General features: G+C 37.0%; 16 protein-coding genes, 7 tRNA genes and 1 rRNA gene. 23 read left to right on the top strand and 1 reads right to left on the bottom strand.

Features of this window, described 5'->3' with window-relative positions:
* Positions 1-153: 153 nt before the first annotated feature.
* Positions 154-780: a rhomboid family intramembrane serine protease gene (locus tag C7437_RS11485; RefSeq protein ID WP_111439865.1), complete on the bottom strand. Its 627-nt coding sequence runs from the start codon at positions 778-780 to the stop codon at positions 154-156.
* Between the two features lie 68 nt (positions 781-848).
* Here C7437_RS11485 and acpS point away from each other — a divergent pair, with 68 nt between their 5' ends.
* The 23 genes from acpS to C7437_RS11370 form a co-directional block, all read left to right on the top strand.
* Positions 849-1202 carry a holo-ACP synthase gene (gene acpS / locus C7437_RS11480; protein ID WP_111439863.1) on the top strand — a complete coding sequence of 118 codons (354 nt, stop codon included), beginning with the start codon at positions 849-851 and terminating at the stop codon, positions 1200-1202.
* Positions 1203-1261: 59 nt separating this feature from the next.
* Entirely contained in the window at positions 1262-2314 is a 1053-nt protein-coding gene (locus C7437_RS11475) for a LolA family protein (protein ID WP_111439861.1), read from the top strand.
* A gap of 68 nt (positions 2315-2382) precedes the next feature.
* Positions 2383-3489 carry an alanine racemase gene (alr, locus tag C7437_RS11470; protein ID WP_111439859.1) on the top strand — a complete coding sequence of 369 codons (1107 nt, stop codon included), beginning with the start codon at positions 2383-2385 and terminating at the stop codon, positions 3487-3489.
* Between the two features lie 114 nt (positions 3490-3603).
* Entirely contained in the window at positions 3604-3903 is a 300-nt protein-coding gene (locus C7437_RS11465) for a transcriptional regulator (protein ID WP_111439857.1), read from the top strand.
* A 4-nt stretch (positions 3904-3907) separates the two neighbouring features.
* Complete coding sequence (locus tag C7437_RS11460; protein WP_111439855.1) at positions 3908-4258, top strand: type II toxin-antitoxin system PemK/MazF family toxin; 351 nt, start codon at positions 3908-3910, stop codon at positions 4256-4258.
* 464 nt (positions 4259-4722) lie between these two features.
* Complete coding sequence (locus C7437_RS11455; protein ID WP_111439853.1) at positions 4723-5553, top strand: STAS domain-containing protein; 831 nt, start codon at positions 4723-4725, stop codon at positions 5551-5553.
* Positions 5550-5912, top strand: coding sequence for an STAS domain-containing protein (locus C7437_RS11450; protein ID WP_111439851.1), 363 nt, complete (start codon positions 5550-5552; stop codon positions 5910-5912). The genes C7437_RS11455 and C7437_RS11450 overlap by 4 nt, the downstream gene beginning before the upstream one ends.
* A gap of 6 nt (positions 5913-5918) precedes the next feature.
* Positions 5919-6317: an anti-sigma regulatory factor gene (locus tag C7437_RS11445; protein WP_170122368.1), complete on the top strand. Its 399-nt coding sequence runs from the start codon at positions 5919-5921 to the stop codon at positions 6315-6317.
* A gap of 15 nt (positions 6318-6332) precedes the next feature.
* Positions 6333-7328: a PP2C family protein-serine/threonine phosphatase gene (locus C7437_RS11440; RefSeq protein WP_111439847.1), complete on the top strand. Its 996-nt coding sequence runs from the start codon at positions 6333-6335 to the stop codon at positions 7326-7328.
* A gap of 69 nt (positions 7329-7397) precedes the next feature.
* The gene (locus C7437_RS11435) at positions 7398-7637 is read left to right on the top strand and encodes an STAS domain-containing protein (protein WP_111439845.1); all 240 of its coding nucleotides are present in this window, start codon (positions 7398-7400) and stop codon (positions 7635-7637) included.
* The gene (gene rsbW, locus C7437_RS11430; RefSeq protein ID WP_111439843.1) at positions 7624-8094 is read left to right on the top strand and encodes an anti-sigma B factor RsbW; all 471 of its coding nucleotides are present in this window, start codon (positions 7624-7626) and stop codon (positions 8092-8094) included. The genes C7437_RS11435 and rsbW overlap by 14 nt, the downstream gene beginning before the upstream one ends.
* Entirely contained in the window at positions 8072-8857 is a 786-nt protein-coding gene (gene sigB, locus C7437_RS11425; RefSeq protein WP_111439841.1) for an RNA polymerase sigma factor SigB, read from the top strand. Before rsbW ends, sigB begins: the two co-directional genes overlap by 23 nt.
* On the top strand, positions 8854-9450 hold the full coding sequence (locus tag C7437_RS11420) for a SpoIIE family protein phosphatase (RefSeq protein ID WP_111439840.1): 597 nt from the start codon (positions 8854-8856) through the stop codon (positions 9448-9450). Before sigB ends, C7437_RS11420 begins: the two co-directional genes overlap by 4 nt.
* A gap of 100 nt (positions 9451-9550) precedes the next feature.
* Positions 9551-11719 carry a Tex family protein gene (locus C7437_RS11415; protein ID WP_111439839.1) on the top strand — a complete coding sequence of 723 codons (2169 nt, stop codon included), beginning with the start codon at positions 9551-9553 and terminating at the stop codon, positions 11717-11719.
* A 69-nt stretch (positions 11720-11788) separates the two neighbouring features.
* On the top strand, positions 11789-12247 hold the full coding sequence (locus C7437_RS11410) for a SprT family protein (RefSeq protein ID WP_111439838.1): 459 nt from the start codon (positions 11789-11791) through the stop codon (positions 12245-12247).
* A gap of 100 nt (positions 12248-12347) precedes the next feature.
* Positions 12348-12422 (top strand) — tRNA-Asn (locus tag C7437_RS11405).
* Positions 12423-12426: 4 nt separating this feature from the next.
* Positions 12427-12498, top strand: a tRNA-Glu gene (locus tag C7437_RS11400).
* Between the two features lie 24 nt (positions 12499-12522).
* A tRNA-Asp gene (locus C7437_RS11395) sits at positions 12523-12598 on the top strand.
* A gap of 4 nt (positions 12599-12602) precedes the next feature.
* A tRNA-Gln gene (locus tag C7437_RS11390) sits at positions 12603-12677 on the top strand.
* Between the two features lie 7 nt (positions 12678-12684).
* Positions 12685-12757, top strand: a tRNA-Lys gene (locus tag C7437_RS11385).
* Between the two features lie 66 nt (positions 12758-12823).
* Positions 12824-12909: transfer RNA gene (locus C7437_RS11380), tRNA-Leu, on the top strand.
* A gap of 52 nt (positions 12910-12961) precedes the next feature.
* Positions 12962-13035, top strand: a tRNA-Gly gene (locus C7437_RS11375).
* Positions 13036-13211: 176 nt separating this feature from the next.
* A 16S ribosomal RNA gene (locus tag C7437_RS11370) occupies positions 13212-13302 on the top strand; the annotation flags it as partial.

Here is a 13302-nt window from a genome sequence, read left to right as displayed (position 1 = left end):
GACATCCATTTAGTGGTCTATTTGGATGTCTTTTTTGAAAGATAAGAAAGTATAAGAATTTCCTCGATTTCTTTCTCGTTTATTCTATGACCATAAGTTTCGTCCAAAGCGAACCGCAAACGTCCATTTAGAAAAAGGGCGCTTGCGGTTTTCTTATACTGTTTTAAATTTCTTCTTCTTTTTCTTCCAAACGGCAATTCGTTTTGGATGGAAATAAATCAATCCAAGGATAAATCCAGTAATCAGTCCTGCGATATGAGCAGTCACATTTATATTAGATTGGATAAAGGTCATAATGACACCAATAACGATAATTGGGACAATGATTTGTTTCAACTGAGGCAAGGCATTTCGCGTATAATAAACTAGAGCACCAAAAGCACCTAGAATACCATATATAGCACCACTTGCTCCAACACTCATATAGTTCCAATCATACATTAGATAAGTAGCGATATTACCAACAAGTCCAGCTAATAAATAAATAGTTAGGAAACGAGCTTTTCCTGCAATTTGTTCAAGCTCAGGTCCGAATAAAAACAAGGAAAACATATTAAATAACAAATGTAAAAGACTTGCGTGTAGAAACATTGGTGTAACTAAGCGCCAGTATTCCCCCTCGCTTATCAATAAGTTGAACCCAATACCTACATTAAATAGCTGATCACCAATTTCCGGAATACTTGTAACGAGATAGATGATAATATTCAATGCCAATAACGTTGAAACAATCGGGTAAAAATTGATATATTGTTTAAAATTTTCTCTTCGTGTAAACATAGGGTCACCTCTAATTTCCTACTAATAGTATAGCCTTTGATAGAGGCGTTTGAAAAGGAGAAACATTTATGATCACTGGAATAGGGTTAGATATAACAGAACTTCATCGGATTTCTTCTATTAAAAACAAAACAATAAAATTTGAAGAACGAATATTAACAAGCAAAGAAAGAGAGCAGATGAAAAATTTCTCTGAACATAGACAAATAGAGTTTTTGGCGGGAAGATTTGCTGCAAAGGAAGCATTTTCTAAAGCAAGAGGAACTGGCATAGGAAAGGATTGTAGTTTTCAAGATATTGAAATTTTACGTGAACCAAGTGGCAAACCAAGCCTTTATTTCAAAGGAAACCAAGTAAATGGCTTCATATCCATTACCCATACAAAAGAATATGCAGCCGCTCAAGTAATTCTGCAATCATAACCGTTCGTCCAACTACATACAATGAATGAACGCAGTGATAAATAGAAAGGATGGACTGATTGAAAATTCGAGTGGCTAAATATTTGTTTTTATTAATGACGATCCTGGTACTTTCTGCATGTGGAGCACAATCTAAAGAAGATGTATTAAAAAAACTCAGCAATAAATGGGTTGATGCGAAGGGGTACGAATTGACTGCGGAGATGACCATTCTCACTGGCCAAGAACCAAGAATTTACGACGTAGAGGTATGGCATACAAAGCCTGATTTTTACCGAGTGAAAGTTTCGGATGCCGATGCAGGCAACACGCAAATGATTGTACGTAATGCAGATGGGGTTTTTGTTGTTACACCAGAACTAAACAAAACATATAAATTTCAAAGTAAATGGCCAACCGAAAATAGCCAAGCCTATTTAATAGGGTCTTTAGCAGAAGATATTAAAAAAGACAAATCCTCTACATTTAAAGAAGAGGAAGACAAATATGTATTTGAAACGAAAACAAGCAACAATCACAAGAACATGCTTCCTTCTCAAGTAGTCCACATTGACAAAAAGACGTTATTGCCAACAGAAGTATCTATTTTAAACGAAAATAAAGAAGAACAGATCCATATTAAGTTTAACCAAGTATCATTAGGAAAAACACATACAGCAGGCGAATATAAAATTGAACAAGAAGCAACTACGCCTGATGATGGAAAAGAAACAGCAGCACCAGAAGATGGAAAAGCAGCTTCTATAGAAACCTCTGCTGAAATTGACAATGCAGAGTTCAAAACACATTACCCGTTAATTAAGTGGGAAAACGTCCATAATATTGATGAAAAAGTGTTGAAAGATGGAGAAGACAAACGTGTAATCCTAACATATAGTGGGGACAAAGAATTCACGATCATTCAGCAACTAAGTGAGCCAAGTATTACTCCGACTATCCCAGTATTTGCTCCAGGTGATCCGATTGATCTAGGCTTTGCAATTGGTGCTATAACGGAGCAGTCTATTTCATGGGAACAAGATGGAATGTCTTTCTTCCTTGCTACATCATCTTTAAGTAAAGAAGAAATGATTGAAGTTGCTGCATCTATGGCTGTTGAAGGAATGAAATGATTTGTATTGACTAGTCCTTCTAAATAGGGGGATAATAAATACAGTCAGTTATAAAAGAGGGAAGCCGTATGCCGCAAATGCTATATAGACCAACATTCATGCAAGTTAACTTACAAGCAATTCAATCTAATATTCAACAAATGCAACAAATGCTACCCGTGAACACGGAACTTATAGCTGTAGTTAAAGCAAATGCTTATGGACATGGTGATATAGAAGTAGCGAAAGCTGCACTTCAAGTAGGTGTTACAATACTTGCCGTTGCAACCCCAGAAGAAGCTATACGTCTTAGAGAAGCGGGTGTTTCTGCCGATATTCTTGTCATCGGTGCATCACCAGCTTCCTTTGTACCTGTAGCATCAGAACAAAAAATTACGTTAACGGCATATTCTTTAGAGTGGCTTCAATCGATTAATCAGTTCGATCAGCCCTTAAAAATTCACATTAAGATTGATAGTGGCATGGGAAGAATAGGTTTTGTGGATGAAGATGAATTAAAACATGCCCTTGCATTTATTAAGACAAAAGAGTGGCTAGAAGTGACTGGTGTATTCACTCATTTTGCAACTGCAGATGAAGCGCTTAATAAGCATTATGAAGAACAAGTCGAAAACTTTCAGTGCATGCTTTCTTTATTCCATGAAAAACCACGAATTGTGCACACTTCGAATAGTGCGGCAGCTCTTCAATATCCGGAGCAAAACTTAGATGCAATAAGATTCGGTATTTCGATGTACGGAGTTGCACCATCTCCTTGGCTAAGTGACTATCTTCCATTTCCCTTAGAAAAGGCACTTTCTTTGCATACAGAAGTGGTCCATGTGAAAAAAGTGAAAAAAGGTACTTCGATTGGGTACGGAGCGGTATATACAGCAGAAGAAGATGAATGGATTGCCACACTACCAATTGGATATGCAGATGGACTTTTGCGGAAGTTGCATAAACAGACTGTTTTGGTAAAAGGAAAAAGAGTACCAATTGTCGGGAAAATTTGTATGGATCAATGCATGATTCGATTAGAAGAACCTGTTCCTATTGGCGAAAAGGTAGTTCTGATAGGGAAGCAAGAAGCGGAAGAAATCACCGTAGAAGAGTGGGCGAAAACGTTAGAGACAATTCCTTATGAAATATGCTGCATGTTCTCAAATAGAATACCAAGATTATACAGCGAATAATTATTCGTCAAGAATAGCTCCTTATGCATTATTTGTCAGATCATTTCTTATTTTGTCTTTTATTTCACCTCTACTAATGGTAAGATGAAGTATATTGTCATATAGGGAAATGTTTTGTCGGAGGTGTTTGCTGTGGTAACTGATAAAAAGAAAAAGGAAGCGATCGTAGAGCTTCCAAAGCAAATGGTTAATGAAGGAGTAAAAACTGTTAAACAATCATTAACTAGTAGTGAAAGTTTCGTTAGTATCCAGACAAGTGAATATATAAAGAAAGGCCAAACAAATCTTATAAGAGAAGCAATGATGAAAGGGTATGTTGAAATGTCGCATATAAACTTATCTATTTGTACGGAATGTTTACATGCCGAGTATGAAGCACAACATACAACAGAGCGACTCGTAAGCGGAGGATGACAATTTGATTGTAAAACGTGGTGACGTTTTTTTTGCAGATTTATCACCAGTAATCGGGTCTGAACAGGGTGGAACCAGACCCGTTTTGGTGATTCAAAATGATATTGGTAATCGTTTTAGTCCGACAGTCATAATAGCAGCTATTACAGCTCAAATTCAAAAAGCGAAATTGCCTACTCATGTGGAGATAAACGCACATAAGTATGATTTTGAACGGGATTCTGTAATATTGTTAGAACAACTTAGAACAATAGACAAATCTAGACTAACAGATAAAATAACCCATTTAGATGAAGATCTCATGATAGAAGTAGATCGAGCTCTAGCGATTAGTTTGGGAATTGTTAAATTTTAATACATAGATAAAAACACGATGTGTAATTTACCAGACACATCGTGTTTTATTAAAAGACAAGAAAGTATATAAAATTCCTAACCTGTGCACACGATTCTTTCAGGTTCGCTTTAGATACTACTACTGCTTCTATATTTTCTTAAATGAAAAAAAGGCTGAGAAAGTGACATGATCACTTTCTCGGCCTTTTTTGTCTTACTCGTTTATCCTTTAACCATAAGTTTGGTCCAAAACGAGCCGGGAATGTCTATGTAGAAAAATGACGATTTATCAGTTTTTTTTCATTTTATTAAGAGGATTTAGGGGAATATTGGAGAATAATAAGTAAAAGGTCTTAATCAATGTATTCACTTATCGTCTAGATACACGTGTTAACCAATTCCGGTTCTATGAAAACAGTGTTAATTGTTTTAATATCCGATACAATAATAGTACTACTAGCAATCAAGGAGATGTATATATTAATGAATAAACAAATAGCAGGATATATAAATGAGCATTTAGATGAAATATTAGAAAGATGGACGATTAAAATGGAAGATGAAAAAGACGATCGATTTTTTCAAATAATGTCAGAAAAAGTTATTGATAATACAGTCCGCGAATTTGGTGAACTAGTTGTCTTCAGTTTAACGGAAAGTGAAGAAGTTTATAGGGTGAAACTGAATGATTTTTCTGTGAAAATCGTTCGCTATGGTTGGTCCGTTACATTTGTTTTAAAAGCCCTAACAAATTTCACACATGTTCTTTATGATAAAATGAATGAAGACGGTTATTTAAACGAACAAAATATAATTTCATATACGGAAATAATGACAAACTGGATCACGCCTCTAACTCATAGCATTGTAGAAGCATATTCAAATGTGTGGGATAGAACGGTGCACCTACAAAAAATGGCTTTACAAGAACTTTCTGCATCGCTTATTCCAATGTTCGACAAAATATCCGTGATGCCTTTGGTAGGAACAATTGATACTGAACGCGCCAAACTTATTATGGAGAACTTATTGCACGGGGTAGTAAAACATAGAGCAGAAGTAGTATTGCTTGATATTACAGGAGTTCCAGTAGTAGATACAATGGTTGCTCATCACATCATCCAAGCTGCAGATGCTGTTCGGTTAGTTGGAGCAAAATGCATGCTAGTAGGAATTCGCCCAGAGATTGCCCAAACAATTGTGGCGCTTGGTATTAACTTAAATGATTTTACGACAACAAGCACAATGCAAAGAGGGGTAGAAAAAGCGTTAGCTCTAACAAATCGTGCAATTGTAGAGGTGAAGGATAAATGAAAATGAGAATCCCAATTTTAAAATTAAAAGATTGTTTAATCGTTTCAATTCAATGGGAATTAGACGATCAAACAGCCATTTCATTTCAAGAAGATCTATTAGAAAAACTGCATACAACTTCTGCTAGAGGAGTCGTAATAGATTTAACACCAATTGACTTTATCGATTCATTTATCGCGAAAGTATTAGGTGACGTTATTAACATGTCTGGGTTAATGGGAGCAAAAGTTGTTATTACAGGAATCCAGCCTGCGGTAGCAATCACATTAATAGAACTAGGTATCAGATTAGAGAATGTTTCAACAGCTCTAGATCTAGAAAATGGATTGGAAAAATTAGAACGAGAATTGGAGGGCTAATCCATTATGAATATAGATTCTGTTGATATTGTAACGGAATGGGACATTGTTGCTGCTAGGCAGCTTGGTAGGAATGAGGCGAAAAAAGTGGGCTTCGGAACCGTTGACCAAGCACGAATCACAACAGCGATTAGTGAGCTCGCTCGTAATATTTACTTATATACAGGAAAAGGAAATATAGCGATTAAAGAAGTTACAGAAGGCAACCTTAAGGGGTTATTAGTCATTGCATCTGATGAAGGCCCAGGTATTGCAGATGTTCGGAGAGCGTTGGAAGATGGGTTTACAACTTCCGGAGGTCTTGGTGCTGGGTTACCTGGGGTAAAACGTTTGATGGACGATTTTAAGATTGAAACTGTTGTAGGAGAAGGCACTAAAATAAGTGCTACTAAGTGGCTAAGATAAGGGGTATTCTGAGGTATGGAAGAATTTAGACGACATTATACAGAGATATTGAGAGATCATATATTAAAGCAGAGCGAGCATAACTTATATGAAGGTCAGAATGTTAGTAAACAACTGATTAAAAAGAATATTGCACCTGAAGAAGTAATTAGTGTACATAAGGCATCTTTAGAAGAAATATATCCTGATTTGCCAGAAGATGTAGGGCATTCTTTTGATTTATTAATAGAAGTAATGATTCATTATGGTTTAGCTTTAAAAGAGCATCAAGCGTTAATTAAAAAACAAGAGAACTTTAAAATAGAAATGGATCTTGCTGCAAATGTACAGCAAACGCTTTTAAAAACAAAAGTTCCAATCATGGCTGGAGTAGATATTGGAATGAAATCTGTTCCGGCAAAAGAGATGAATGGTGACTATGTTCACTTCTTATGTGATAGTAACAGTTTAGGAATAGCTGTTGCGGATGTGATAGGTAAAGGGATTCCAGCTGCACTATGCATGTCCATGATTAAATACGGTATGGATGGTTTAGATGGTTCGAAGGCAGATCCAATAATAGTACTAGATGTTATTAACAGAATCGTAGAAAAAAGTGTTACGGACTCAATGTTTATTTCTATGTTTTATGGATCCTATGAAGTGTCGAAAAGTGAATTTACATATGCATCTGCGGGACATGAACCCCCATTATTTTATTGTGCAAAAAATAATGAGTTCACAGAACTTCAGGCAAAAGGATTATTGCTTGGAGTTATTCCTAATGTAAAATACGAACAACATGTAATCACTTTAAATCAGGGAGATTTCGTTGTAATAATGACGGATGGAGTAACTGAATGTAGGTCTGAAGATGGTTTTATCGAACAACAAAAAGTAATGGAAATAATTGAGCATGTTCGAGAAGAATCAGCACAAGATATGGCTGAATACGTTTTTAAAGAACTCGAAAAACTTCAGAATTTTGAACTGCGCGATGATTTTACAATAGTTATTTTAAAAAAGGTGTAACTAAAATGTTTATCATTAGCTAACCAGTGGTATAGAGTAATATATTAGCGAAGACAGGGGTTATGATTAATGAATACTTTAGTTGAGTTAACGGCAGAAGACAAGTACGTTTTAGGAAAAGTAAGTGGAGAAATAGATGCCTTTTCAGCACCAATTTTACGAGAAAAGCTAATGGATCTTCAGGTAACAGAAGGTCTTCATATAGAATTAGATTTAACAAATGTATCATACATGGATAGTACAGGATTAGGAGAAATTATGGACATCCAATCAGCAAGTGGAGAGGTGAAAATAGATGAAACCGTTTGATTACGTTGAAATTAGATTACCCGCGAAACCTCAGTATGTGAGTGTAGCACGTTTAACTATTTCAGGTTTAGCAAATCGTTTAGGTTTTACGTATGACGATATTGAAGACTTGAAAATTGCAGCAAGTGAAGCGATTACAAATGCAGTGCAGCATGCTTACTCTGAAGATGAAGACGGTGAAGTTGTCATTGGATGTGCACTATACGAGGGAAAAATGGAGATCATGGTAGCTGATCATGGCAAAAGCTTTGATTTTGAAGAAACAAAAGCAAAAGTTGGACCTTATCATGAGTTAGAAGAAGTCTCGTTTTTACGAGAAGGTGGCTTAGGGTTATATTTAATCGAAACACTAATGGACGAGGTGAAAGTACATCACCAGGAGGGCGTAACTGTATTTATGACGAAGCATGTCGGAATTGAGCAGGTGGATAAAAATGTCACACACGTCTCTTCCTAAACAGGAGTCCAAAGAACAAGTGTTAAAATGGATTGAAGAATATCAACAAACAGAAAGTGAAGAGGCACAAACCAATTTAGTGCTTAACTATACTCGTTTAGTAGAGTCAATCGCAAGAAAATATTCTAATGGTAAATCCTATCATGAAGACATCGCTCAAGTAGGAATGCTTGGACTTTTAGGTGCTATTAGAAGATATGATCCTTCATTTGGAAGAAACTTCGAAGCGTATGCTATCCCAACGATTATTGGAGAAATTAAACGTTTCTTACGAGATAAAACATGGGCGGTCCATGTTCCTAGAAGAATTAAAGAGCTAGGACCACGAATTCGTGCGACAGTAGAAACATTAACAGCTGAATTGCAGCGTTCTCCACTAGTTACTGAGATTGCACATTATTTGGATGTTGAAGTAGAAGATGTACTTGAAGCGATGGAAATGACTAAAAGCTATCAAGCGTTATCGATGGATCACTCACTTGATTCTGACTCAGATGGAGGAACGATTACGTTATTTGATGTTATTGGAAATAATGACGCGGAATTTGAAAAAACAGATCAGCGTTTAGTAGTTGCTAATGCTCTTAGTGTACTTTCTGAGCGTGAAAAAGAAGTCATTCAACTTACATACATTGAGCAACTGAGTCAAAAAGAAACGGGAGATAAGCTTGGGATTTCCCAGATGCATGTCTCCAGGATACAGCGTAAAGCGATTACAAAATTACAAAAAGCTATATTAGTGTCAGGTGGAGTAGATCAGTGAAGAAAATATTGGATGACAAAGTAAATGTTGTTGTTTATCAAGAAGCTAAAACTGGTAATGTAGAGTGCGGGGATACGTATTATATATATAAAAATGATGATTATCTACTCTTTGCAATTGCTGACGGTTTAGGGAGCGGTCCAGTAGCGAAGGAATCAGCGGATATCATGCCAGATATTCTTGCGAAGTTTCCGGATGAATCACTAGATGCATTGTTAGCACGTTGTAACGAGCAGATGTTGCAAAAAAGAGGCGCAGCTGTTGCAATTGTAAGGGCAGATTTAAAGCTTAAAACAATTTCTTATAGTTGCGTTGGCAATGTAAAGTTTTATATGTATCAGCACGAAACGGATAAAATGATTTATCCACTACCTGTTATGGGCTACCTGTCTGGAAGAAAGCAAAAATACAGCACACAAACTTACTCATTCACTGAAAAAGATATTTTCTTACTTCATTCAGATGGAGTAGATCTAAAGAGTCCAAAAGAAACACTAAAAAAAGCAAGTACTACAGAATGTTTATATGAATCTGTACTTGGCGTTATCAAACACGGTGATGATGCAACGTTTATAGCAGGAAGCTTGCTCTAGTAAAAAAGGGTAAGCTTTTTTGTTTGGCTTGAGATGAGACAGGCTTAAGTTAAACTCATATGTTAAAATGAAGCTTATATATGGAAAGGATGTGTTTGTTTTGGACATAAAGAAAATGCTGCAGCTCGTTTCAAAGGAAGCAGGCGTAAAAACAACGCAAGCTGAACAAGTGATTAAATTACTAGAAGAAGGAAATACAGTTCCTTTCATCGCACGCTATAGAAAAGAACAAACTGGTTCTTTGGATGAGGTGCAAATAAAAGCCGTAGAAGATCGTTATAATTACATACAACAATTAGAGCAACGTAAAGAGGAAGTTATTCGATTAATTGATGAACAAGGAAAGTTAACGGAAGAATTGACTGCTTCCATTAACAATGCAACTGTACTACAGCGTTTAGAAGATTTGTATCGCCCATATAAACAAAAGCGTAGAACAAAAGCTACGATTGCAAAAGAAAAAGGACTAGAACCACTTGCGAACCTTATTTTGACTTACCCAGAACAATCGGTAGAGCAATTGGCGACTGATTATATAAATGAAGAATTAGAAGTTCTTTCTATAGAAGAAGCTCTTCAAGGAGCAAGAGATATTTTAGCAGAGCAATTTGCCGATGATGCGAAGATTCGTGAGCAAATCCGAAACCTTTCTCGAGCAGATGGTAAAATTATTTCTTCTTTGAAAAAGGTTGAACTAGATGAAAAGAACGTTTTTGAAATGTATTACGAGTATGAAGAGCCAGTGAAAAAGATTGTGCCTCACAGAACGTTAGCGCTAAACCGAGGTGAAAAAGAAGATGTCCTAAAAGTGAGTATCCAAGTACCAATAGATAGAGTAACGAATGTCATGAAAGTGCAGTGGATCCCAAATTATACATCGAGTGATGCAGTGGGACACGTGGAAATGGCTATTGAAGATTCATACAAACGTTTAATACAACCATCTGTAGAAAGAGAACTTCGCGCTGAGTTAACGGAAAAAGCCGAAGCTCAAGCAATTCATATCTTCTCAGAAAATCTACGTAACTTACTATTACAACAACCTTTAAAAGGGAAGTTCATTCTAGGTGTTGACCCTGCATATCGAACAGGATGTAAGTTAGCGGTAGTAGATGATACAGGTAAATTACTCGAAGTTTCAGCTATTTATCCGCATGCCCCTAAAATGGATGTAGAGGGTTCTAAAAAGAAAGTTCTTTCTTATATAAAGAATTATCCTATTTCACTAGTTGCTATAGGGAATGGTACAGCTTCGCGCGAGACAGAACAATTTATCGTAGATTGTTTGAAAGAAGTAGAAGGTGAAGTTGCATATGTAATTGTCAATGAAGCAGGGGCAAGTGTGTATTCGGCATCTGAAACAGCACGAAACGAGTTTCCGGACTTACAAGTGGAGCAGCGAAGTGCCGTTTCGATCGCTAGAAGACTTCAGGATCCACTTGCTGAACTAGTGAAAATAGATCCAAAGGCAGTTGGAGTAGGACAATATCAACATGACGTATCCCAAAAGAAATTATCTGAATCACTTTCTTTTATAGTAGAAACTGCAGTAAACCAAGTTGGGGTAAATGTAAATACTGCATCAGCATCCCTATTGCAATACGTTTCAGGCCTATCAAAAACAGTTGCTGAAAATGTAGTGAATCTACGAAATGAACAAGGAAGATTCACTTCTAGAGCACAACTGAAGAAGATTCCTCGCCTAGGAGCTAAAACATACGAACAGGCAATAGGTTTCTTGCGGGTTCCAGATGCCAAAAATCCATTTGATGCAACAGGAATTCATCCAGAGAGTTATAAAGCAGCGGAGCAAGTTTTAGAAATAGCAGGCTTGAAAAAAGCTCAAATCGGTTCTAAAGAAGCAGAGGAAGCTTTGAAGAACATTCATATTACGGAAGTAAGCAGCGAATTAGAAATTGGTGAAATCACTTTAAAAGATATTATCGATACATTGATCAAACCAGCTCGCGATCCACGTGAGGCTTTCCCACAACCAATTTTGAAAAAAGATGTACTCAAAATGGAAGACCTTCAAAAAGGCATGGAGCTTCAAGGAACTGTTCGTAACGTAGTGGACTTTGGTGCTTTTGTCGATATAGGTGTTAAACAAGACGGCTTAGTGCACATTTCAAAATTGAAAAAAGGGTTTGTAAAGCATCCACTGGATGTTGTATCTTTAGGAGACATTGTAACGGTCTGGGTTGAAGAGCACGATACGAATAAAGGTAGAATTGCCTTAACGATGTTACCTCCACAAGAACAAGTCTAAGAAATGAAGAGTTGTCCAATGAATATTTATTGGACAAACTCTTTTTAACTTTATATAGGAGAGATTCAAATGACAGATGACAAACTAAATGAGTTAGTAAGTGGTGTATCAAAAGATGTATTTGGGAAAGACTTTCAACATCAAGCCTATTTTAATGGACGTCTTAGGACTACCGGCGGGAGATATATGTTACGAACGCATCATATAGAAATAAATCCTCTTGTTTACGAAAAATACGGGATGGAAGAATTGATCGGCGTTATCAAACATGAGCTTTGCCATTATCATTTGCATATGGAGGGAAAGGGTTATAAACATAGGGATACTGATTTTCGAGAATTATTGAAAAGTACTGATTCTCCGAGATTTTGTTCTATGCTTAGTGAACCTAATAAGCGTGTTAGGAAGAGAATTTACACATATCAATGCGCCAAATGCTTACTGGTATATAAACGGAAAATTCGATTAAACACAAAGAAATACAGATGTGGCAAGTGTTTAGGTGACTTAAATTTAGTTTCTCCTTAAGTTTCTAAAGGGATTTTAAAAAAGTAGTTGACGTTTCATGAAAGGGTCTATATAATAATATAAGTCGAGTAAAACAACACGACAAAACGATATAAATTATTCCGAAGTAGCTCAGTGGTAGAGCAATCGACTGTTAATCGATTGGTCGTAGGTTCGAGTCCTACCTTCGGAGCCATCTAGGCCCCTTGGTCAAGCGGTTAAGACACCGCCCTTTCACGGCGGTAACACGGGTTCGAATCCCGTAGGGGTCATTTACCAATTTTATAAAGTTTTAAGGTCCCGTGGTGTAGCGGTTAACATGTCTGCCTGTCACGCAGAAGATCGCCGGTTCGATCCCGGTCGGGACCGCCATTTTTGGGGTATAGCCAAGCGGTAAGGCAATAGATTTTGATTCTATCATGCCCTGGTTCGAATCCAGGTACCCCAGCCATTAGTACGAGCCATTAGCTCAGTTGGTAGAGCATCTGACTTTTAATCAGAGGGTCGTAGGTTCGAATCCTACATGGCTCATAATTTTATTGTTGACATTGTCGACTTACGAGTGTATAGTAAATCTTGTCCTTAAAGGTTAACTATGCGGTCGTGGCGGAATGGCAGACGCGCTAGGTTGAGGGCCTAGTGGGGGTAACCCCGTGGAGGTTCAAATCCTCTCGGCCGCACCAAAGCACATCTTATGCGCTGAGAAAACAATAAAATGATTTCCTTATATAATTTGCGGGTGTAGTTTAGTGGTAAAACCTCAGCCTTCCAAGCTGATGATGAGAGTTCGATTCTCTTCACCCGCTCCATTAATTTAAACCATGAACATTGAAAACTGAACATGCAAAACGTTAAGAAATACAGCTTATTGACTAACTTCGGTTAGCTCGATAGCAAAACATTTTTGACATCATTTAATGATGATGCCAGCAAAACAAAATGAGCTTTTAAACTAGTTCTAATTTGTTGAGTTTTATACTCAACTATTATGGAGAGTTTGATCCTGGCTCAGGACGAACGCTGGCGGCATGCCTAATACATGCAAGTCGAGCGAATGATGAAGAAGCTTGCTTCTT

It is taken from the genome of Psychrobacillus insolitus, from assembly GCF_003254155.1.
GTDB lineage: Bacteria > Bacillota > Bacilli > Bacillales_A > Planococcaceae > Psychrobacillus > Psychrobacillus insolitus.
Note: the sequence above shows the minus strand (reverse complement) of the source record. Positions and strands in the feature narration are given on the sequence as shown.

Excerpts from the sequence above, each read along its gene's own strand:
- C7437_RS11485 (WP_111439865.1), bottom strand. The coding sequence starts at position 780 with ATGTTTACACGAAGAGAAAATTTTAAACAATATATCAATTTTTACCCG.
- C7437_RS11435 (WP_111439845.1), top strand. The coding sequence starts at position 7,398 with ATGAATACTTTAGTTGAGTTAACGGCAGAAGACAAGTACGTTTTAGGA.
- sigB (WP_111439841.1), top strand. The coding sequence starts at position 8,072 with ATGTCACACACGTCTCTTCCTAAACAGGAGTCCAAAGAACAAGTGTTA.
- C7437_RS11455 (WP_111439853.1), top strand. The coding sequence starts at position 4,723 with ATGAATAAACAAATAGCAGGATATATAAATGAGCATTTAGATGAAATA.
- alr (WP_111439859.1), top strand. The coding sequence starts at position 2,383 with ATGCCGCAAATGCTATATAGACCAACATTCATGCAAGTTAACTTACAA.
- rsbW (WP_111439843.1), top strand. The coding sequence starts at position 7,624 with ATGAAACCGTTTGATTACGTTGAAATTAGATTACCCGCGAAACCTCAG.
- C7437_RS11410 (WP_111439838.1), top strand. The coding sequence starts at position 11,789 with ATGACAGATGACAAACTAAATGAGTTAGTAAGTGGTGTATCAAAAGAT.
- C7437_RS11440 (WP_111439847.1), top strand. The coding sequence starts at position 6,333 with ATGGAAGAATTTAGACGACATTATACAGAGATATTGAGAGATCATATA.
- C7437_RS11450 (WP_111439851.1), top strand. The coding sequence starts at position 5,550 with ATGAAAATGAGAATCCCAATTTTAAAATTAAAAGATTGTTTAATCGTT.
- C7437_RS11445 (WP_170122368.1), top strand. The coding sequence starts at position 5,919 with ATGAATATAGATTCTGTTGATATTGTAACGGAATGGGACATTGTTGCT.
- acpS (WP_111439863.1), top strand. The coding sequence starts at position 849 with ATGATCACTGGAATAGGGTTAGATATAACAGAACTTCATCGGATTTCT.